Here is a 19,614-nt window from a genome sequence, read left to right on the forward strand (position 1 = left end):
TACGAAGGAGCCGCACATGCCACTCCGCACCCGCCACCGGGCGAGACCCGCGACCGCCGTGCTGGCCGCAGCCACCGTGGTGGCCGGCCTGCTCGCCGGGGCCGTCCCGTCCACGGCGGCACCGGCCGCCGACGAACCGGCGCCGGTCGCCGTGGACCGCTTCGAGGGGGAGGTGCCCTTCGCCAACCAGCCGGCCGAGGGCATCTTCACCTGGGGCGGCGACGCCGACGACCCGCCCACCCTGACGCTCAAGGACCGGGCCGACGCCCCCGAGGGCGCCAAGGTCCTCGAAGGCACCTACGACATCAGCGGCTACGGCGGCCTCAGCCACGACTACGCCGCCGACGCGCAGCCGCACGACTGGTCCGCCCACAAGGGCATCCGCTTCTGGTGGTACGGCCAGAACACCGCCCCCCTGCCGCCCGGTTCGGGCAAGCGGATCAACTTCGAGATCAAGGACGGCGGCGCCAACGGCGAGGCCTCCGAGCTGTGGACCACCTCCTTCACCGACGACTGGGAGGGCTGGCACCTCGTCGAGATCCCGTTCGCCGACTTCACCTACCGGGGCGACTACCAGCCCGTCGGCGGCATCGACCAGGTCCTCGGCCTGAACGAGATGTGGGGGTACGCCCTCACCCTGCCGACCGGCGCCCCCGGCAAGTTCGCCATGGACGGCGTGGAGCTGTACGGCAAGGCCGACGCGGCACTGAAGGCGAGCGTCGTCACCGACGCGGCGGTGGTCCCCGTCAAGCAGGGCGCGTCCGCGTCCCTCGGCTTCACGCTCACCACCACCGGGTCCGTCCCGCTGGAGGAGCCCGTCACCGTCGCGTACGGGACGAAGGGCGGCACGGCGAAGCCCGGCACCGACTTCACCCCGGTCAGCGGCACGTACACCTTCCCCGCTGGCACCGCGTCGGGCACCACCCACAAGGTGGCCGTCGCGACGAAGAAGGTCTCCGGCGCCGCGTCCGCGAAGACCGTCCCGCTGGAACTGACCGTCACCGGCGCCCGGCCGCCCAAGGAGAACCCGCAGGTCGTCATCGACGCCCACGGGCTGCCGTACCAGAACGCCAAGCTGCCGGTGAAGAAGCGGGTCGCCGACCTGCTCGCCCGGATGTCGCCCGCCGAGAAGGCCGGCCAGATGACCCAGGCCGAGCGCAACGCACTCGGCTCGCAGAGCGACATCGCCACCTACGACCTCGGCTCGCTGCTCTCCGGCGGCGGCTCGGTCCCCTCGCCCAACACCCCCGAGGCGTGGGCGAAGATGATCGACGGCTACCAGCTGCGCGCCCAGGCCACCCGCTTCCAGATCCCGCTGATCTACGGCGTGGACGCGGTGCACGGCCACAACAACCTCGTCGGCGCGACGGTCATGCCGCACAACGTCGGCCTCGGCGCCACCCGCGACCCGAAGCTCGCCGAGAAGACGGGCGCCGTCACCGCGAGCGAGGTCCGCGCCACCGGTGTCCCGTGGGACTTCGCGCCCTGCCTCTGCGTCTCGCGCGACGAGCGCTGGGGCCGCTCCTACGAGTCCTACGGTGAGGACCCGGCGCTCGTGCAGTCCCTGGAGACCGTGATCCAGGGCATGCAGGGCGCCGCCAACGGCAAGGACCTGGACCGCAACGACAAGGTCCTGGCCACCGCCAAGCACTACGTCGGGGACGGCGGTACGGAGTACGGCTCGTCGACCACCGGTTCGTACACGACCGACCAGGGCGTCACCAAGGTCACCCGGCAGGAGCTGGAGGCCGTCCACCTCGCGCCCTTCGCGGACGCGGTCAAGCGCGGCGTCGGCACGGTCATGCCGTCCTACTCCTCGCTCGACATCATCGGGGACGACAAGGGCCCGGTGAAGATGCACGGCGACGCCGAGATGATCAACGGCGTGCTCAAGGACCGGATGGGCTTCGAGGGCTTCGTCATCAGCGACTGGCAGGCGATCGACCAGATCCCCGGCGACTACGCGAGTGACGTGCGCACCTCCATCAACGCCGGACTCGACATGATCATGGTTCCGACGGCGTACAAGGACTTCACGAAGACGCTCCAGGACGAGGTCGGCGCCGGCCGGATCTCCCAGGCCCGGATCGACGACGCGGTCTCCCGCATCCTGACGCAGAAGTTCAAGCTGGGCCTCTTCGAGAAGCCGTACGCCGACACCGCCAACCTGGACAAGATCGGCTCCGCCGAGCACCGCGCCGTGGCCCGCGAGGCCGCCGCCAAGTCGCAGGTGCTGCTGAAGAACGACGGCGGCGTGCTGCCGCTGAAGTCCTCGCAGAAGGTGTACGTGGCCGGCTCCAACGCCGATGACATCGGCAACCAGGCCGGTGGCTGGACCGTCAGCTGGCAGGGCTCGTCCGGCGCCATCACCCCGGGCACGACGATCCTGTCCGCCATGAAGAAGGACGCCGCGTCCGTCACGTACTCCAAGGACGCGTCCGCCGACACCGCCGGCTACGACGTGGGCGTGGTGGTCGTCGGTGAGACCCCGTACGCGGAGGGTGTCGGCGACGTCGGCAACGGGCACGACCTGGAGCTGTCCGACGCCGACAAGGCCGCGGTCGACAAGGTCTGCGCCGCGATGAAGTGCGCCGTCCTGATCGTCTCGGGCCGCCCGCAGCTCATCGGGGACCGGCTCGGCGACATCGACGCGCTGGTGGCGTCCTGGCTGCCGGGCTCCGAGGGCGACGGCGTCGCCGACGTGCTCTTCGGCAAGCGGGCCTTCACCGGGCAGCTCCCGGTGACCTGGCCCAAGTCCGAGGCGCAGCTCCCGATCAACGTGGGCGACAAGGCGTACGACCCGCAGTTCCCGTACGGCTGGGGCCTCACCACGCTGAAGAAGCCCCCGGCGGGCGGCGAGCTGACGCTCACCCTGCTCGGCGTGGCCGCACAGGTCGCGGAGCGCGCCGGCCTCGGCCGGACGGTGGTCGGTAGGGAGATCGTCGGCCAGGCCCGTCTGCTGGTCCAGCAGAAGACCGGCGGCAAGCTGACCGAGAAGGTGTCCAAGCCGTTCGCGGACGCCGACCACCTGCTGCTCACCGGTGACCTGACCGGTGCGGTGGCCAAGCTCAGGACGGCCTACCGGGCCGCCTGAGCGACGCGGGACGGGCGGGCGGCCCCAGGAGGCCGCCCGCCCGTTTCGTACGCGTGTGCGTTAGCTTGGGAGTATGCGGAACAGGCCGTTCCACAGCTTCCGGGCCCCGGCGTTCCTGGCGGGGCTCCTGGCCCTGCTGTCCGCCCTCGCCCTCTTCCTGGCCCCCGCGGCGGCCCCCGCCGCACCGGCCGCGACCGGCGCCTCCACCGTCGAGGACGTCGCCCAGGCCCTGCGCAAGGGACCCGTCTACGTCGACCCGGCCGCCGCCGACCAGCTCTCCCGGAGCCAGGCCGCCGCGCTGAGCAAGAAGATCGAGGACGCGGACAAGCCGGTGTTCGTGGCCGTGCTGCCGAACACCGCCGCCTTCCCCGAGGACAGCGTGCTGCGCACCCTGCGCACCGAGACCGGCATCACCGGCGTCTACGCCATACGCCTCGGCGACGGCTTCAGCGCGGGCGCCGACCCGCGGGTGATGTCCCGGAACGCCGTCATCAACCTCACCGCCGCCGTGAAGACACCCGGCGCGGACACCGACGCGGCGACCCAGCTCAACGCCTTCGTGGACCGCGCCGTCGAACAGGCCCGGGGCAGCGCGCCCGCCTCCTGGAGCGGCGGTGAGCACTCCGCGTCCACCGGCGGCTCGGCCGCCGTCGGCTTGGCCGTCACCGGCGCCGTGGTCGTCCTCGGCGGCGCCGCCGCGTACACGGTCGTACGCCGCAACCGCAGGGCCAAGGAGGCCGAGGAGCGGGCCGCCCTGGACAAGCTGCGGGTCGTCGTGGACGAGGACATCACGGCGTACGGGGAGACCCTGGAACGGCTCGACTTCCACCCGGCGGAGGCGGGCGCCGACGACGCGATGCGCGCCGACTACGAACGCGCCCTCGACTCCTACGAGAGCGCCAAGTCCCGTATGGCGCACGCGGAGCACCCCTCGGACGTGCGCGGGGTGACCCGGGCCCTGGAGGACGGGCGCTACTCGCTCGCGGTGCTCGACGCCCGCCGCACCGGCCGCGAGCTCCCGGTCCGCCGCCCGCCCTGCTTCTTCGACCCGCGCCACGGCCCCTCGGTCGCCGACGTCCGCTGGTCCCCGGCGGGCGGCAGCGCCCGCGAGGTCCCGGTGTGCGCGGCGGACGAGGTGCGGCTGCGCGAGGGCGAGGACCCGGTGAGCCGGACCGTCGACGTGGGCGACGGCAGGCGCCGCCCGTACTGGGAGGCGGGCCCGGCCTACGGACCCTGGGCGGGCGGCTACTTCGGCGGCGGCCTGCTGCCCGGGCTCCTGGTCGGCACCATGCTCGGCTCGATGCTGGCCACCCCGGCGTACGCGGCGGACTACGGGGGCGGCGACTACGGCGGCGACATGGGCGGTGACTTCTCGGGCTCCGACTTCGACTCGTCCGGCTTCGACGGCGGAGGCTTCGGGGACGGCGGCGGCTTCGGTGACGGGGGCGGCTTCGGCGGGGGAGGCGACTTCGGGGGCGGGTTCTGACGGCATGAGGAGGGGGTACGGGACACCCGCCCCGTACCCCCTCCCGGCATGGTCCGACCGGTTCAGCGACCGCCGTGGGTGCGCTCGAAGGAGGCGAAGGCCGCCTCCTGGCGCCACTCGGTCGCCGCCTTCGGGCTGCCCGCCAGGTAGTCCGCGCAGCGCGCGCCCGGCCGGCCGCCACCGGGGCGGTCGGCCCGGCAGGCCGCGACCACGCGGTAGCCGGAGGGCGCGCTGCCGGCGGCCCACAGGCTGCGGCCGTCGCGGAAGGCGTACTCCAGCGAGGCGCGGGCCAGGTCCTTCAGCTCGGTGTACGAGAGGCTGTACGTCTTCGCGGCGTACTGGTACTCGTGGCTGATGTCGATCCGGGAGACGCCCGGGTCGTCCGTGGACAGCACGATCGGCACGCCGTAGCGGCGGTACGCGTTGAACGGGTGGTCGTCGCCCGCGATGCCGAGGATCTGCTTGTTGCTGGAGAACGGCACCTCGACGGCCACGTGGCGCCGCGCCATCGTACGGGCCAGCCGGCGCCAGTCGTCCTCGTGGACCAGGTCCACGCCGTGCCCGATGCGCTCGGCCCCGGCGACCCGAACCGCCTCGTTGATGTGGAAGGTCAGGTCCTCCGGCTTGACCAGGCCGGGGGCCAGCTCACCGGCGTGCAGGGTGAGGTGGGCGCCCGGGTACTGCCCGCGCAGGTACTTCAGCATCCGCATCTGAAGGCTGTAGTTCTCCAGCGAGCTGTCCCAGTCCTCCGGCTGGACGAGGTTGACCGCGACGAACCGCGGGTCGCGCTCGGCCAGCCGCATGCCGACCGCCATCTGCGTGAACACCCGGACCGGGGAGCTGCCCCGGGAGACCTGCGAGATCCACCGGACGGGCAGCCGGCAGCCGGGCGCCGGGTGCGGCGTGTCGCAGTGCGCGGCCTCGCGGAACTGCGCGTCGCTGTCGTCGGCCTCCTTGACCGCCTCGTCGATGACCTTGTCGAGCTTCCCGCCGGCCAGCAGCTTGTGGTGCAGCGCGGCCAGGTCGGCGTCGTAACCCACTGCGTCGGCCAGCGACTTGGCGCTGTCGGAGGCCGGGCTGACCATGGTCTCCAGGTAGAACTGGTTCTGCTTCACCACGGTGTTCGCGACGTTGGCGAGCATCTTGCCCCGGGCGTACCAGGTCGCCATGCCGAACTTGCCGAACGTGTCGAAGAAGTGGTCGTGCCCGGACTCGTCGGCCGGGAAGTCCTGCATCGACCAGGCCCGGATGATCCGCTGCCGGAACGCCTCGTCGGTCCGTGCGTCGGACGCCGGCCGGGCGCCCGGGGCGCACGGCGACGCCACCGCGGTCATCGTCGCGTCGATGCACAGCCCCTGCTCGATCGCGAGCCGCAGCAGGTACTCGGTGGTCACCGCGCCGGACAGGTGGTTGTGCAGGTCGCCGCCCTTCGGCAGCTCCTTGAAGAAGGCCCGCAGCCGGGCGGGCCGGTCCCGCAGCGAGTCCAGGTACGCGGCGGTGCGGCGCTCGGCCGGCGTCACCGCGCGGGGCGACGCGGGGGCGGCGGCGCGCGCGGCGCCGTCCTGCGCGGGGGCGGCGGCGGTCGCCGGGAGCGCCGGAAGCACTGCCAGGAGGGCGAGCGCCCCGCCGATCCCGGCCAGGAGTGAGGACTTGGGACGGCGTGCCGTCCGAGGGGTAATGATCACCGACGCATGATCGCGCTCGCCAAGGTCATTTGCCCCCGAATCATGCCTTTGCGAGAGAACGTCCACCCGAACGAGTGGGGGCGTCATCCGGAAAGTTCTGCCGCGCGACGGCTGTTCGCGCAGCTCACGCCGACGAGGTCCGGTCTAGACCACTAACGAACGGTGAAAGCTGTTTACCGGAGCCGGTTCCTGTGGCTCACTATGTCGTGTTCGCGACAAGCGACGCGCGTAGACCAAGCGTGAACCGTGCTGCCCGAGCGGTCGGCCACCGGCCGCTCCCCCCACCAGCAGGAGGCTCCTCATGACCACTCGCAACAGACTCACCGCGGCCGGCGTCCTCGGCACGAGCGCGGCACTGCTGCTCGGCCTGATGTCCGGCACCGCGTCCTCGGCGCCCCGCCACGACAACCCCGTGCCCCTCGGCAAGGGCTACATGGGCGTCGGCTACGTCCAGGACAGCAAGGACTTCAAGCCGGACACCCGCCAACTGGCCCTGGACGCAAAGCCGGACGCCAACCTCAAGGCGAACCCGGCCGGCATCGACGTCTCCAGCTGGCAGGGCGGGATCAACTGGAGCTCGGTGCGCGGCGCGGGCATCGAGTTCGCCTGGATGAAGGCCACCGAGGGGCTGACGTACAAGGACCCGACGTTCAGCGCCAACTACCTGAACGCGTACAACGCAGGCGTCATCCGCGGCGCGTACCACTACGCCCGGCCGGACGTCTCCGGCGGCGCGGCTCAGGCGGACTTCTTCGCGAGCAACGGCGGCGCCTGGTCCCGCGACAACCTCACGCTCCCCGGCGTGCTGGACATCGAGGGCACCTGCTACGGCTACTCCCAGGCCGGCATGCGGCAATGGGTCCTCGACTTCTACAACAAGTACAAGGCCCGCACCGGCCGGGACGTCGTGATCTACACCAGCCCGAGCTGGTGGAACACCTGCACCGGCGGCTGGAACGGCATGTCCGCGCTCAGCCCGCTGTGGGTCGCGCACTGGACCTCCGCAGGCAGCCCCAGCATCCCGTCGGGCTTCCCCTTCTACACCGTCTGGCAGTACACCTCCACCGGCGCGGTGAGCGGTGTCTCCGGCAACGTCGACCGGGACCGCTTCAGCGGCGACCGCTCGCGCCTGCTGGCCCTGGCCAACAACACCCCGTGACAGCGGAGGCCACAGAGAGGAGCACCCAATGACACCACCCCTGAGCAGGCGCGGCGCCCTCATCGCCGGGGCCGCCGCCCTGGCCGGCGGCATCGCACCGGCCGCCGGAGCGCAGGCGGCCCTCGGCGCGCCCGCGGCCTCCCGCCCCCGCTTCTCCGCCCTGTCCCCGCTGCAACGCGCCGGGCAGTGCGTCATCCACTCCTACCCGGGGCTCACACCGCCCGCGGCCCTGATGAACGCCATCGAGCAGGGCCACACGGCCGGGGTCATCTTCTTCGGCGAGAACATCCGGAACCTGAGTCAGATCGAGAGCGTCATCACGTCGATGAAGGCGGCCCACGCCTCGTCGCCCGTCAAAGCCCCGCTCCTCCTGATGACCGACCAGGAGGGCGGCATGATCCGGCGGCTGCCCGGGGAGCCCGTCAAGTCCGCGAAGGACGTCGGCGCCTCGGCCGATCCGCACTACTGGGCCGACTTCACGGGCAGCGGCGCGGGCCTGAACCTCGCCGGCATCGGCATGAACGTCAACCTCGCCCCGGTCCTCGACGTCTACCGCAAGGACGGCGACTTCACCGACCAGTACGAGCGCTCGTACAGCAAGTCGGCCGCCGCCGTAGCCAGTTGCGGCACCGCCTTCATCACCGCCCAGCAGGGCGAGGGCGTGGCCGCCACCGCCAAGCACTTCCCGGGCCTGGGCCCGGCGTCGGCGAGCCAGAACACCGATGTGCGGTCCGTCACGATCACCACCTCCGCGTCCACCCTCCGCAGCGTGGACGAGGCCCCGTACCGGGATGCCGTCGCGGCGGGCGTCAAGCTCGTCATGCTCTCCTGGGCGGTCTACACGGGCCTGGACTCCGCCCGCCCGGCCGGTCTCTCCCCGACGGTCGTCGGCGAGCTGCGCAACCGGCTCGGCTTCAAGGGCGTCACGGTCACCGACGCGTTGGAGGCCGGCGCCCTCGCGTCCTACGGCAGTACGTCGCAGCGCGCCGTCAAGGCCGCCGCCGCGGGGATGGACCTGCTGCTCTGCTCGGCGCGCAGCGTGTCCCAGGGCGACGAGGCCGTCACCGCCCTGGCCGACGCCCTGGGCGGCACGCTCGACCCGGCCGCCTTCGAGGCCGCGGCCGCGCGGGTGAACGCCCTGCGGGCGGGGCTGTGAGGGGGCGGGCCCCGGCGGGGTGACGGGGTCTCGGACGATGCCGCGCCGTCCGGCGGAAGAGGGAGCGCCGGACGGCGCGGCGGAGTCGATCAAGAGGTCTTATCGGCAACGGAGTTGCGTCATAGACTCCGCGATCATGACGTTCGAAACGGTGTACGCCGACGCGCCCGCCCCCGGCAGCCCCGCCGACGTCGTCCGTACGTGGGACGCGCGCGCGGAGCACTACCTCCGGCTCTTCCGCCACGAGCTGCACGGCAAGCCGTTCGACCTGGAGGCCCTGCACGCGTTCGCGGACCGGGTGGGTGTGGGCGGCAAGGTGTACGACGCCGGCTGCGGGCCCTGCGGCCACGTGACGGCCCTGCTCGCGTCCCGCGGCCTCGACGTCCTGGGCATAGACCTCTCGTCCCGCTGCGTCGAACTCGCCCGCCGCGAGCAGCCCGGCTGCCGGTTCGCCGTCATGGACCAGGGGGCGATCGGCGCGGGCCCGCTCGACGGGCTGGTCGCGTACTACTCGCTGCACGACCAGCCCAAGCGCCTGCTGCCCGCGACGCTGGCGTCCTGGGCGTCCGCGATACGCCCCGGCGGGCAGTTGCTGATCGTGGCGAAGGAGGGCATGGGGGACGGGGTCATCGACGACCCCCTGGGCAGTGAACTCCGCGTGTATTGGGCGGAGTTCACGGCGTACGAGCTGCGCACGGCGGCCCGGGACGCGGGCTTCCGCGTCGACGACTGCACGGTCCGCGAGGCGTACGAGGACGAGATCCCGGCCCGCCGCGTCCACCTCGCGGCCACGAGGCGCTAGGCGTTCGCCCGGAGAAACGCGGTCCAGGCGGTGGGCGGCACGGTGAGAACGGGGCCTTCGGTCACCTTGGAGTCCCGGATGTGCACGGCGGCGGTGTGAGCGGCGACCTCGACGCAGTCGCCGCCCTCGCTGCCGCTGTAACTGGACTTGTGCCAGTCGTAGGCAACTTCGAGGCAGTCGCCGCCCTGACTGCTGCTGTAGCTGGACTTGAACCAGTTGAGTCCGGTGCCAGGTGTCGTGCGGTTCATCTCACTCCAAGCAGTTCGTCCAGTAGGCGCACACTCTCCTGTGGGGAGAGCGCCTGCGAACGCAGCATCCCATACAACTGCTGGAGCAGGCTGACCTCATCTGGATCTTCGTGGAGAAAGCTGACGCGTTGCCCCTCCACGTAGGCGAGGTGGTCGTGGTCGGGGGTTTCCAGGAGAACGATGGGGCCAGCGAGACCTGCATGCAGAGGCAGCTTCATAGGCATGATCTGAAGCCCCAGGAAGGGGAGTTGTGCGCTCTCACGCAGGTGCTCGATCTGCCTCCGCATCATTGCCGGGTCTCCGATTTCGCTGCGCAGGATGCTCTCCTCCAGGATGAAATGCAGCATCGGACGCGGCTTGCGCGTGAGGAGCCGCTGCCGGTCGAGACGGGCCTGCACCCACTCCTCCTGCTGATCCTCCTCGATGGGCGGGTACAGGCAGGAGAAGACGAAGCGGGCGTACTCCTCGGTCTGAAGGAGCCCCGGCACCACTTGGTTCTGGTACGAGTGCAGCGCCACGGCCTCCTGTTCGTACTCGACGAAGTCCTGCACGAACGCCGGGAACCGCTCCTTCTCCGGCACCCTCTCCACGGCGACCTCCAAGGCGCCCTTGGTTTCCAGGAGTCGGTCGAGGCGGATGGCGAAGTCCAACTGCAGCGGGCGCCGCCCCTGCTCGATCGACGCGATCGTGTCCTCGCTGACACGGCACCGTTCCGCGAGCGCTGCCTGTGTCAGGCCGGCCGCTCGGCGGAACATCGCCACTTGGGCACCGATCAGGTGCCACGACGTAATCCGCTTCTTCTTCGCCTGCTTCGCTTGCTGCATGCAGTGCCTCTCCCCGTTTCGGCCACCCGACGACCCGTCAGAGCCCGTACGTCGACTTCGTACGACCTGACGCACTGCACAACCGTAGTGACGTTGTGTGACCTTCGTCTCGTGAACGAAACAACTCAACTCCTCGCATCCCGCGAAGCTTTCTACCGCCGTGAGCGCAGGTCCGTGCCGCTCGTACGGGCGTTCGTACGGCAGGCGCTGGCCGACTGGGCGTGCGAGGAGCGCAAACTGTGCACGGACGACGTGCTGCTCTGCGTGAGCGAACTCGCGACCAACGCGCTCGTACACGGCGTACCGCCGGGTCGCGGCTTCAAACTCTTCCTGTACTGGGACGGCGCCGAGGGACGGCTGCGCGTCGAGATCCACGACAGCGGGGACGGCAAGGTCCCGGAGGGAACCCCGCCCCCGGACCCGACGGCGGAGCACGGACGAGGCCTGTTGCTGGTCGCCGCACTGGCGGCCAAGTGGGGCGTCGGCGAACGCACCCCGGGCAAGATCGTCTGGTGCGAGTTCACCGCCCCAGTGGGCAATCCATACTGAAGCATGGGCACCTGTTGCTGACCTGGGGTTTGCTGTCCAGAGGGGAGCGGCTTGAGGCGGCACTGGCCGGTCAGTAGTGGTCGCGGGCCTGGATGATCTCCAGGCCGCCGGAGTCGGTGACGCGGTAGACCAGCCGGTGTTCCTGCGTGATGCGGCGGGACCACCAGCCGGACAGGTTCCCCTTCAGCGGCTCGGGCTTGCCCCTGCCTTCGAAAGGGGCCCGTTTGATCTCCTTGATGAGGCCATTGACCCTGCGGAGCGTCTTGCGGTCGGTGTCGGCCCAGTGGGTGTAGTCCTCCCACCCGTCGTCCGAGAACGACGTCTTCACGCGTCCTCCGTGTCGATCAGGTCTCGTACGGTGCCGCTTCCGGCATCCATCTGCTCGATGGAGCGCATGAGGCGGGCGGCGTTGCGGGGGGAGCGCAGCAGATACATCGTCTCCTCCCAGGCGTTGTAGTCCTCCTCGGACATGATCACGACGGTGCCCGCTTTCGACGTGACGCGCTCGGGCGCGTGGTCTTCGGTGACGCGGCGGATCAGGCCGAAGAAGTCCTTCCGTGCTTCGCTTGCGTTGATGGTCACGGGTTCCTCCTGTGTATGTCGCCGACCCTTCAAGAGTACCTAAAACGGTACCATGTGCGTACGGAATTTAGTACCATGGCGGCTTTCCGTTGCCCGCAGGTTGACCGTTCAGCAGGAGGTCAGCCGGGCCCCCGTGAGGCCGTCCGGCGATCTCGTACCGCTAGTGGCCCACCGGGCTGTGCCGTCCGCATCGCAATGGGCCCCGACAGTGGCGCAGTCCGGTCCTGCGGTCGGTCTTCTAACCTGATGGCGTGATCGACTACGACGAGTCCGGCCGCCCCGTGGTCCCGGTGGGGAACTCCGAACCCGCACCGATACTGCTCTCGGAGCCGGCCCGGCGGTACGAGAACGAACCGGCGCTCGGCTTCCTCATCAGGGCTCGCGGGCCCTGGGGAAGTGTCGAGATCTCGGTGGAGACGTGGGGCGGCGACGGTCTCGACGTTTTCCTCGGCTCACTTGCCGAAGACTTCCGGGGCTGGGAAGGCGCGCGTACGTGGCGCTCCCTCTGCTGCGACCTGACTCTCTCGGCGGAACACCCTGGCGGTCACGTTCGTCTGGTCTGGGGGATCCGTGACCGGGCTCCCTCGGAGGAATGGCGGTTCGAGGCCACCACGTGGCACGCGACAGGGGAGGACATGCGCAACCTCACCGCCGATATCCACACGATTTTCACGAACGTCGCGAAATGGCCGCCTTCTTGGCTGCTAGTAGCCTTCCAGGGGTGTGGGTCCCCGACCTGGCCCGCACCGCATCGACGAAGGAGCAGTACCGCATGAGCGAGGACCGGGCCGGCGAGGGCGACTCCGGATCGCTGCCTTTTCTGCCGCTTCCACCGGGCGCGCGAGGGCCGTTGGACGCGCCGCCGCTCGGCGTCGCTCCGCCGGGCATCGGTGTCCCTCTGGTCATGGCCGAGGGGGTGCTCACGAAGGCGGCCGGCGTGACCGACGAGGTTTTCGACGCCTTCCACGAGCACGCCGCCTCCGTGCACGAACCGGCCACCGCGGCCGCCCGTGAGCTGGCGGGATGGGACAGCGCCGCGGCGCTGAAGACGTCCCTCAAGAACTGGGAACAGCAGGTCAAGGCCGCTGAGGGGTGGCTCGCGCGAATCTCGGAGAGCTTGCGCGCGTCGTCCCGTGCGTACACGGGTACGAACCAGGGGATCGAGCAGCAGTTCAACATGTTGCGAGGGCCGCACTGATGCCCTCCTTCTACCGTGAGCTGCTCGACACCGATCTCTCCGTACTGGACGACCTCGCTGACAAGTGGCGTGAGGCGCACACCAAGACCGAGCGCCTGCCGAAGCGCATGAACGACGAGGTGCTCAAGCTCCTGCGGGACAAGGGGTACTGGGAGGGTGCGGCGGCCCCGTTCGCCTGGACGCTGATCGACGACATCGCGTGTCAGCTGGCGGCGGCCACCAAGGTGGCCAAGGCCCTGTCCGGCGTCCTCGACGACGCCCTCTCCGACCTCAAGATCATCCGGCGCGATCTCAAGGACGCCGTCCAGCGGGCGCTCGACAAGGGGCTGGCCGTGGACCACTCGGGCACGGTCTCCGGATACATCACCGCGGAGCACTACATCCCGATGGGCCAGCGCACCCAGAGCGCCTACTACGTCGACGAGTCCCAGAAGGAGATCGTCGAGCTCTGCCGGCAGGGCATCGTCGCGGACCAGAACCTCGCCATGACTCTGATGTCCGACGTGGGCATCGACTCCTGGTTCAACAGCAAGCCGGAACACGACTCGATCGACTCCACGAACCGGATCAGCACCGACGAGTACAACGCGTACCACCGCGTCCTCGACGGCAAGGACCCCTATCCCGACCGGCAGGACGACAGCCCCTACAGCCTCGGCCTGGACTACGTGACCGGTCTTGGGCCCCGGCAGCGCGACTTCACCAACGGCGACAGGATGACCGATCTGCTCCAGTCCATGGAGAGCATGAAGGACATCCGACAGCAGACGGTGGAGCAGTGGGAGGAAACGGGCAGTACGACCGGCAGTGCGGCATTCTCCATCTCCGCGTCGGGCAAGGTCGGCGCGGCCAAGAAGCTCCTCACCGAGGACCTGCCGGCCATCGTCACCAACGACCCCGATCACCTTGGTGAGGCCTTCATGGGCTCGTACAACGTCAAGTACGAGGTCCAGGGCGCGGACCCGGACGGGTCGCTGGTCGTGCAGTACACCCTGGACAACACCACCAGCTCGGAGTCGGCGCTCCACTACATCGGCTACTACGACTGGCTGAAGTACGCGGAGGTCGCCGACGGTCCGGTGACGAGTGCTGTGCACCAGACGGTCACCTGGACCGAGCGCATCCCGGGCGGCAAGCAGTGAGCCCCGCGCGCGGGGGCGGCCCGGTGCGGCCGGTCGCCTCCGCCCTCGCGCTTGCCGCCGTCGCCGGCTCACTGCTGACCGGTTGCGACAGCGGCAGCGATACGGCCGGGTGCGGACCGGCGCCGTCGGCGGACGTCGGCCAGGCCGATCTGTACGGGAGCTACTCCGGCCCGCACGGGGCGCGCCTCGAACTCACCGCCGTCGGCGGCACGTCGGTCACGTTCTCCGTGAAGAACTGGCCCAAGGAGGAAGGGCCCGGGATTCTCACGCAGAAGGTACCCACGTTCGACGGGGCCGGGGTCTGGAAGCTGCTGAACGCACCGGGCGAGGACGGCGAGGTCGGGCTGGCCTTCGACGGACTCGACACGAGTGCCCGGGGTGCGACCGTCACCGAACTGCGGGTGGGTGAGAAGGACGGGCACACCGTGCTCTTCGCCCGGCTCGGGGACCCGGACGTGTGCCGGGTCCTCACGCTGTCCTGAGGGCGGATTTTGCCGCACCGGCAAGGATGTTTGCCGAGGCGCCGGGCGGCGCGCACCATCTCCCGTAGATGGAGGTGTGCGCATGAGCGACATGACGCAGATGTACGACGTAGTGGTGGTCGGCGGCGGGGCCGCCGGGCTGAGCGGGGCGCTGGCGCTGGGCCGGGCGCGGCGCTCGGTGCTGGTGATCGACTCGGGCAGCCCGCGCAACGCGCCCGCGTCGCACGTCCACAACTACCTGGGCCGCGAGGGCACCCCGCCCGCGGAGCTCCTGGCGATCGGCCGGGAGGAAGTGGCCGGGTACGGGGTGGAGGTCGTGACGGGCGAGGTGACGGTGGCCGAGCGGCTGCCGGAGGACGCAGGGTTCCGGATCGTACGCGGGGACGGGACGGCCGTGACGGCGCGCCGGCTGCTGGTCACGACCGGGCTGGCCGACGAGCTGCCGCCGGTCCCGGGCCTGGCAGAGCGTTGGGGGCACGAGGTGCTGCACTGCCCGTACTGCCACGGCTGGGAGGTGCGGGACTCGGCGGTCGGCGTCATCGCCACGAGCCCCATGGCCGTGCACCAGGCGCTGCTGTGGCGGCAGTGGAGCGACGACGTCACCCTCTTCCTGCACCAGGGGCCCGAGCCCTCCGACGAGGAGTACGAGCAGCTGGCGGCGCGCGGCATCGCGGTCGTGGACGGCGAGGTGACCGGCCTGGAGGTGAGCGGCGACCGGCTGACCGGTGTACGGCTCGAGGGTGGCCGGGTGGTCGAGCGGGCGGCCGTGGTCGTGCAGCCGAGGTTCACGGCGCGGTCCCGCGTGCTGGAGAGCCTGGGGCTGCGGCCGGTCACGGCGGAGGTGGGCGGCCGGCCGATCGGCTCGTACATCGAGGCGGACCCCATGGGCCTCACGGAGGTGCCCGGGGTGTGGGTGGCAGGCAACGTCACCGCTCTCATGGACCAGGTGATCGGGGCGGTGGCGGCCGGGCTCAAGGCGGGCGCGGCCATCAACGGGGACCTCGTCACCGAGGACACCCGGCGCGCCGTGGAGGCCCGCAACGCGCCCTCGGACGCGCGGATGTGGGACGACCGGTACCGCGAGAGCGACCGCATCTGGAGCGGCAAGCCCAACACCGTGCTCGTCCGTGAGGTCGAGGACCTGGAGCCCGGCCGGGCGCTGGACCTCGGCTGCGGGGAGGGCGCCGACGCGGTGTGGCTGGCGCGCCGGGGCTGGCGGGTCACCGCGACGGACATCTCGCGCGTCGCGCTGGACCGTGCCGCCGAGCACGCGGCGGAGGCCGGGGTCACCGACCGGGTGGACTGGCAGTTCCACGACCTGGGCGCCACGTTCCCAGAAGGGGCGTACGACCTGGTCTCGGCGCAGTTCCTGCACTCCATGGGCGACCTGCCGCGCGAGCGCATCCTGCACCGGGCGGCCCGTGCGGTCGCCCCGGGCGGGGTGCTGCTGATCGTGGGCCACGCGGGCTTCCCGGCCTGGGACCACCACCACGCGGACATGGAGCTGCCGACGCCCGACGAGGTGCTGGCGTCGCTGGAGCTTCCGGAGGGGGAGTGGGAGGTGCTGCTCAGCGATGAGCACGAACGCGTCCAGAACGACCCGGACGGCAACCCCACCACTCGTACGGACAACGCCCTGAAGGTCAGGCGGCGTTGACCGTGCGTATAGGACGAGCCCTGACCTAAAGGGCTCGTACTGTCATTCCTGACGGCGGAACAGAGCGACGGAAGGCAGAACCCATGAGCGCCAACGACACGGCCGCGGCGAACACCGGCTCGGACGAGCGGGCGGACTTCTTGCAGGCGCTGGGCCAGCATCGGCACTTCCTCCGGTTCGCCACCCGTGACCTGACCGATGAGCAGGCCGGGCAGCGGACGACGGCGAGCGAGCTGTGTCTCGGCGGCCTCGTCAAGCACGTCACCTCGGTGGAGCGGGGCTGGGCGGGCTTCATGGCGGAGGGGCCCTCGGCGATGCCGGACTTCACCGCGATGACCGAGGCCGACTTCGCCAAGCGGGTCGACGAGTTCAAGATGCTGCCGGGCGAGACGCTGGCCGGCGTGCTCGACGCCTACGAGAAGGTGGCGGCGGCGACCGACGAGCTGGTCGCGTCCCTGCCGGACCTGGGTGCCGCGCACCCGCTGCCGAAGGCGCCCTGGTTCGACGGGGACGCGAAGTGGTCGGCCCGCCGGGTGCTGATGCACATCATCGCCGAGACCGCGCAGCACGCCGGCCACGCGGACATCATCCGGGAGTCCCTGGACGGCGCGAAGACCATGGGCTGAGCGGGGAAGTGTCTAAGGGTGTGTCCGTCGGATCAAGGTCGGACACGCCCTAGCGCCCGCCGCCCGCTCCCGTACGAGGAGTGGGCGGCGGGCGTTCCGGGGTGGATCAGGCCTGCGGGGCGGCGGCCTTGATCGCGGAGATGTCGAAGTTCAGCTTCACCTTGTCGCTGACCATCACGCCGCCGGTCTCCAGCGCGGCGTTCCAGGTCAGGCCCCAGTCGGAGCGCAGGATCTCGGCGCCGCCCTCGAAGCCGACGCGCTCGTTGCCGTAGACGTCCTTGGCGGAGCCGTTGAACTCCAGGTCGATGGAGAGCGGGCGGGTCACGTCCTTGATGGTGAGGTCGCCGGTGACGCGGTACTTGTCACCGCCGAGCTGCTCGGCGGAGGTCGAGCGGAACGTCATCAGGGGGAACTTCTCGGCGTCGAAGAAGTCGCCGCTCACCAGGTGGCCGTCGCGGTCCTTGATACCGGTGTCCACGCTGGCGATCCTGACGTCGATCGAGGCCGTCGAGCCGGCCGGGTCGCCGCCGTCGAGCTTCAGGGAACCCTCGTGCTCGGCGAAGGAGCCGCGTACGTTGGTGACCATGGCGTGACGCACGGTGAAGCCGATGCTGCTGTGCGCCGGGTCGATCGTGTAGTCACCCGTGAGGGCGGCCAGGGCGGGGTCGACCTCGGCCGTGGTCACGGCGGTGGCGGCGTCGTCGTTCTTGCGGTTGAACAGAGCCATGGCTCCTCCTCGGGGACGGGGCCGGGCGAACCCGGTCGTTTGTTTAACCTTCAACGAGATTCACCTTAGACCCATCTTGTTCAAAGTTCAACATCTATGGCGCGGACTGTTGCGGACGGTGCCATCTGTTCACGCCGCCGTTACGTCCGGCCCTCTGGCGACGCGCGTAGAACTCGGGCACCATCACTCCTGCCCCTTTGTCATGCACAGGAGGAGTCCCCCCATGGAGTTCCGCGCGCCCCACATCTCCCGGATGACGCTGCGCCCCGTCCTGACCGCCCTCGCCCTCGTCCTCGGCGTCCTCTTCGCGCCCGGCTTCGGCCTCGTGAGCGGCACGACCGACGCGTACGCCGTCACCAAGCTCACCCACAGCCAGGCGACCTCCCGCTTCAGCTCGTCCGGCATCACCTGGTCGTCCTCGGGCGGCTGCTCCAACCGCAACGTCTCCACCTGCACCTCGTTCGACCAGCTCAACCTGCCGACCGCCCAGGGCGCCCAGACCCTCAAGAGCGCCACCGGCTGCGCCCTGAACATCACCGGCGGCACGGAGACCGGCCACGCCAGTGGCACGTACTCGCACTGGAACGGCTACAAGCTGGACTTCGGCAAGACCACCTGCCTCACCAACTACGTGAAGAGCGCGTTCAGTTACATCGGCCTGCGCGGTGACGGCGCACCCCAGTACAAGTCCGGCTCCGGCAACGTCTACGCCGACGAGGGCAACCACTGGGACGTGACCTACTACAACTGCGGCGGCTGCTGACCCGGCCCGGCCGCACACGCATGAGGGAGGACCCCCGTCCCGCCCGGACGGGGGTCCTCCCGGTTCTGTGGGGGGTGGGCTCAGGAACCGACGCTCACCGTGAACCGCCTCGGGTTGCCGTCGTTCGCGGCGCCCGAGACGTCCGGCTGGCCGTCCGGGCGTACGTCGTCGTACGGGAAGGCGTAGCCGATCGGGCTGTTGGCGTGGACGATCCGGGACCAGTGGTTGGTCACCGCGCCCTGGTAGTAGTCGGCCACCGAGGTGCCGTTCGGCTGGTCCGGGTGGCTGAGCATGATCGACCGGTTGAAGCCCGCCGCGAGGCGCGCCAGCAGGGCCTTCTTGTCGTCGTTGTCCGCCGGGTTGTTGGTGAACGGCCCGTGGTTGCAGGTGAAGATGTCCTTGGAGACCGGCTTGCTGAACGTGTGCCCGCCGTCGAACGTCAGGGTGTCACCGCTGACCCGCCCGGTGCGGACCCCGCGCCCGCCCTGGAGGTCGATGCGCAGGTCCGTCGAGCGGTACTTCTCCCAGACCTGGTCGATCTGCGCCGTGAACAGGTCGCGGAACGGCATCTGGTCCGGGCGGTCGAAGTAGGGCGCCATCAGGTTCTGCGGCGAGATGACCCGCAGCACGCTGCCGTCCGCGCCGCGGGTCACCAACTTGTCCCAGGGCTGGCCGTCGGCGGCCGCCTGGGCGATGAGGCCGTCGGCGATCCGCTGCACGGCGCCGTCGGGGAGCGGGGCGACGGTGTGCGCGGAGTCGCCCTCCAGGGTCAGGCCGATCGGCAGCGCGGTCACCAGGTCGACGTAGCTGATGTTGGCGTACAGCTGCTGCGGGTTGAACGTGAACTCGCAGAACGACCAGGTCCGCCCGTAGTTCGGGTCCGTGGACGTGGCGAACGCCGGCTCGACGAGGGCGGGGCCCGGGTTGAGGTAGAAGGTCAGGGTGTCGTCGCGTACGAAGTAGACCCGCGCGCCGTACATCTGGGGCAGCGTCAGCACGACCGGAGCGCCGCCCGCCGCGTTCAGCGGGATGGCGCAGTCGACCGGCAGCGGGGTCTGCGGGGCCGAGGGGGAGTCGGGGTGGTAGACGCTGCCGTCGGCGCGCAGCAGGACCCAGCGGTCGGTGCCCTGCTCGTGGCCGGTGACATAGGCGTTGACGCGGCCGGGCAGCGACTTGTTGACCAGGGCCAGTTCGCAGGTGGCGGCGGAGGCCGACGCGCTCGGGCTCAGCGCGCTGCCCCAGAGGGGGTAGGTCAGTGCGGTGGCGGTGGCGGCGGCACCGCCCGTCAGGAACTTCCGGCGCGAAATCATGAGGCGACTCCGGGTACGTGGGGGGCGCGAACGGGGGGAGGTGGAGCGGGGGCGTCCGCGGTGCGCACCACTTTCGCGACGCGCGGCACGGACGTCAAGACTTGTGACTGAGAGCGCTCTCAAA

At 70.5% G+C, this 19,614-nt stretch carries 20 protein-coding genes; 13 read left to right on the top strand and 7 right to left on the bottom strand.

The features are described from left to right. Positions 1–16 precede the first annotated feature (16 nt). Together OG242_RS23675 and OG242_RS23680 are read left to right on the top strand one after the other, a co-directional pair. Positions 17–3,094 carry a glycoside hydrolase family 3 N-terminal domain-containing protein gene (locus OG242_RS23675; RefSeq protein WP_405900069.1) on the top strand — a complete coding sequence of 1,026 codons (3,078 nt, stop codon included), beginning with the start codon at positions 17–19 and terminating at the stop codon, positions 3,092–3,094. Positions 3,095–3,167: 73 nt separating this feature from the next. Beyond that, entirely contained in the window at positions 3,168–4,580 is a 1,413-nt protein-coding gene (locus tag OG242_RS23680) for a hypothetical protein (protein ID WP_405900070.1), read from the top strand. A gap of 62 nt (positions 4,581–4,642) precedes the next feature. Here OG242_RS23680 and OG242_RS23685 read toward each other — a convergent pair whose 3' ends face one another. After that, on the bottom strand, positions 4,643–6,265 hold the full coding sequence (locus OG242_RS23685; RefSeq protein WP_405900071.1) for an adenosine deaminase: 1,623 nt from the start codon (positions 6,263–6,265) through the stop codon (positions 4,643–4,645). A gap of 301 nt (positions 6,266–6,566) precedes the next feature. On the opposite strand from OG242_RS23685, the gene OG242_RS23690 reads away from it, so the two are divergent. The 3 genes from OG242_RS23690 to OG242_RS23700 all read left to right on the top strand — a co-directional run bounded on the left by OG242_RS23690 (position 6,567) and on the right by OG242_RS23700 (position 9,382). Continuing rightward, positions 6,567–7,424, top strand: a complete 858-nt coding sequence (locus OG242_RS23690; RefSeq protein WP_405900072.1) for a GH25 family lysozyme — start codon at positions 6,567–6,569, stop codon at positions 7,422–7,424. A gap of 28 nt (positions 7,425–7,452) precedes the next feature. Beyond that, complete coding sequence (locus tag OG242_RS23695; protein WP_405900073.1) at positions 7,453–8,580, top strand: glycoside hydrolase family 3 N-terminal domain-containing protein; 1,128 nt, start codon at positions 7,453–7,455, stop codon at positions 8,578–8,580. A 136-nt stretch (positions 8,581–8,716) separates the two neighbouring features. Further along, complete coding sequence (locus OG242_RS23700) at positions 8,717–9,382, top strand: class I SAM-dependent methyltransferase (RefSeq protein WP_405900074.1); 666 nt, start codon at positions 8,717–8,719, stop codon at positions 9,380–9,382. Here the strand turns inward: OG242_RS23700 and OG242_RS23705 are convergent. Both OG242_RS23705 and OG242_RS23710 read right to left on the bottom strand, forming a co-directional pair. Beyond that, positions 9,379–9,630, bottom strand: coding sequence for a DUF397 domain-containing protein (locus OG242_RS23705; RefSeq protein ID WP_405900075.1), 252 nt, complete (start codon positions 9,628–9,630; stop codon positions 9,379–9,381). The genes OG242_RS23700 and OG242_RS23705 overlap by 4 nt on opposite strands. Further along, a complete protein-coding gene (locus OG242_RS23710; protein ID WP_405900076.1) occupies positions 9,627–10,454 on the bottom strand; it encodes a helix-turn-helix domain-containing protein in 828 nt (275 codons plus the stop codon). The genes OG242_RS23705 and OG242_RS23710 overlap by 4 nt, the downstream gene beginning before the upstream one ends. 111 nt (positions 10,455–10,565) lie before the next feature. Here OG242_RS23710 and OG242_RS23715 point away from each other — a divergent pair, with 111 nt between their 5' ends. Further along, a complete protein-coding gene (locus OG242_RS23715; protein ID WP_405900077.1) occupies positions 10,566–11,003 on the top strand; it encodes an ATP-binding protein in 438 nt (145 codons plus the stop codon). A gap of 70 nt (positions 11,004–11,073) precedes the next feature. On the opposite strand, the gene OG242_RS23720 is transcribed toward OG242_RS23715, so the two are convergent. Both OG242_RS23720 and OG242_RS23725 read right to left on the bottom strand, forming a co-directional pair. Continuing rightward, the gene (locus tag OG242_RS23720; RefSeq protein WP_405900078.1) at positions 11,074–11,331 is read right to left on the bottom strand and encodes a Txe/YoeB family addiction module toxin; all 258 of its coding nucleotides are present in this window, start codon (positions 11,329–11,331) and stop codon (positions 11,074–11,076) included. Beyond that, positions 11,328–11,585 (bottom strand): type II toxin-antitoxin system Phd/YefM family antitoxin, encoded by a 258-nt coding sequence (locus tag OG242_RS23725; RefSeq protein WP_405900079.1) that lies wholly within the window; start codon positions 11,583–11,585, stop codon positions 11,328–11,330. The genes OG242_RS23720 and OG242_RS23725 overlap by 4 nt, the downstream gene beginning before the upstream one ends. Before the next feature lie 251 nt (positions 11,586–11,836). On the opposite strand from OG242_RS23725, the gene OG242_RS23730 reads away from it, so the two are divergent. The 6 genes from OG242_RS23730 to OG242_RS23755 all read left to right on the top strand — a co-directional run bounded on the left by OG242_RS23730 (position 11,837) and on the right by OG242_RS23755 (position 16,690). Beyond that, positions 11,837–12,361, top strand: coding sequence for a DUF6228 family protein (locus OG242_RS23730; protein ID WP_405900080.1), 525 nt, complete (start codon positions 11,837–11,839; stop codon positions 12,359–12,361). Then, positions 12,358–12,783 (top strand): hypothetical protein, encoded by a 426-nt coding sequence (locus tag OG242_RS23735; protein ID WP_405900081.1) that lies wholly within the window; start codon positions 12,358–12,360, stop codon positions 12,781–12,783. Before OG242_RS23730 ends, OG242_RS23735 begins: the two co-directional genes overlap by 4 nt. Next, positions 12,783–13,925: a hypothetical protein gene (locus OG242_RS23740; RefSeq protein WP_405900082.1), complete on the top strand. Its 1,143-nt coding sequence runs from the start codon at positions 12,783–12,785 to the stop codon at positions 13,923–13,925. Before OG242_RS23735 ends, OG242_RS23740 begins: the two co-directional genes overlap by 1 nt. Then, entirely contained in the window at positions 13,922–14,407 is a 486-nt protein-coding gene (locus OG242_RS23745) for a hypothetical protein (RefSeq protein WP_405900083.1), read from the top strand. The genes OG242_RS23740 and OG242_RS23745 overlap by 4 nt, the downstream gene beginning before the upstream one ends. A gap of 82 nt (positions 14,408–14,489) precedes the next feature. Beyond that, positions 14,490–16,064: an FAD-dependent oxidoreductase gene (locus OG242_RS23750; protein ID WP_405900084.1), complete on the top strand. Its 1,575-nt coding sequence runs from the start codon at positions 14,490–14,492 to the stop codon at positions 16,062–16,064. Positions 16,065–16,147: 83 nt separating this feature from the next. Then, positions 16,148–16,690, top strand: a complete 543-nt coding sequence (locus tag OG242_RS23755; protein ID WP_405900085.1) for a DinB family protein — start codon at positions 16,148–16,150, stop codon at positions 16,688–16,690. A 106-nt stretch (positions 16,691–16,796) separates the two neighbouring features. Here the strand turns inward: OG242_RS23755 and OG242_RS23760 are convergent, their stop codons facing one another. Then, complete coding sequence (locus tag OG242_RS23760) at positions 16,797–17,417, bottom strand: YceI family protein (protein ID WP_405900086.1); 621 nt, start codon at positions 17,415–17,417, stop codon at positions 16,797–16,799. 223 nt (positions 17,418–17,640) lie between these two features. Here OG242_RS23760 and OG242_RS23765 point away from each other — a divergent pair, with 223 nt between their 5' ends. After that, complete coding sequence (locus OG242_RS23765; protein WP_405900087.1) at positions 17,641–18,180, top strand: hypothetical protein; 540 nt, start codon at positions 17,641–17,643, stop codon at positions 18,178–18,180. An 80-nt stretch (positions 18,181–18,260) separates the two neighbouring features. Here the strand turns inward: OG242_RS23765 and OG242_RS23770 are convergent, their stop codons facing one another. Then, positions 18,261–19,490: a glycoside hydrolase family 64 protein gene (locus OG242_RS23770; protein ID WP_405900088.1), complete on the bottom strand. Its 1,230-nt coding sequence runs from the start codon at positions 19,488–19,490 to the stop codon at positions 18,261–18,263. Positions 19,491–19,614 lie beyond the last annotated feature (124 nt).

Origin of the sequence: Streptomyces sp. NBC_00727 (genome assembly GCF_045161745.1) — a bacterium.
GTDB lineage: Bacteria > Actinomycetota > Actinomycetes > Streptomycetales > Streptomycetaceae > Streptomyces.

What these genes read in the sequence shown, in the direction of transcription:
- OG242_RS23680 (WP_405900070.1), top strand. Translation starts at nt 3,168, where the DNA reads ATGCGGAACAGGCCGTTCCACAGCTTCCGGGCCCCGGCGTTCCTGGCG.
- OG242_RS23710 (WP_405900076.1), bottom strand. Translation starts at nt 10,454, where the DNA reads ATGCAGCAAGCGAAGCAGGCGAAGAAGAAGCGGATTACGTCGTGGCAC.
- OG242_RS23750 (WP_405900084.1), top strand. Translation starts at nt 14,490, where the DNA reads ATGAGCGACATGACGCAGATGTACGACGTAGTGGTGGTCGGCGGCGGG.
- OG242_RS23765 (WP_405900087.1), top strand. Translation starts at nt 17,641, where the DNA reads ATGGAGTTCCGCGCGCCCCACATCTCCCGGATGACGCTGCGCCCCGTC.
- OG242_RS23705 (WP_405900075.1), bottom strand. Translation starts at nt 9,630, where the DNA reads ATGAACCGCACGACACCTGGCACCGGACTCAACTGGTTCAAGTCCAGC.
- OG242_RS23695 (WP_405900073.1), top strand. Translation starts at nt 7,453, where the DNA reads ATGACACCACCCCTGAGCAGGCGCGGCGCCCTCATCGCCGGGGCCGCC.
- OG242_RS23675 (WP_405900069.1), top strand. Translation starts at nt 17, where the DNA reads ATGCCACTCCGCACCCGCCACCGGGCGAGACCCGCGACCGCCGTGCTG.
- OG242_RS23735 (WP_405900081.1), top strand. Translation starts at nt 12,358, where the DNA reads ATGAGCGAGGACCGGGCCGGCGAGGGCGACTCCGGATCGCTGCCTTTT.
- OG242_RS23690 (WP_405900072.1), top strand. Translation starts at nt 6,567, where the DNA reads ATGACCACTCGCAACAGACTCACCGCGGCCGGCGTCCTCGGCACGAGC.
- OG242_RS23700 (WP_405900074.1), top strand. Translation starts at nt 8,717, where the DNA reads ATGACGTTCGAAACGGTGTACGCCGACGCGCCCGCCCCCGGCAGCCCC.
- OG242_RS23770 (WP_405900088.1), bottom strand. Translation starts at nt 19,490, where the DNA reads ATGATTTCGCGCCGGAAGTTCCTGACGGGCGGTGCCGCCGCCACCGCC.
- OG242_RS23740 (WP_405900082.1), top strand. Translation starts at nt 12,783, where the DNA reads ATGCCCTCCTTCTACCGTGAGCTGCTCGACACCGATCTCTCCGTACTG.
- OG242_RS23760 (WP_405900086.1), bottom strand. Translation starts at nt 17,417, where the DNA reads ATGGCTCTGTTCAACCGCAAGAACGACGACGCCGCCACCGCCGTGACC.
- OG242_RS23755 (WP_405900085.1), top strand. Translation starts at nt 16,148, where the DNA reads ATGAGCGCCAACGACACGGCCGCGGCGAACACCGGCTCGGACGAGCGG.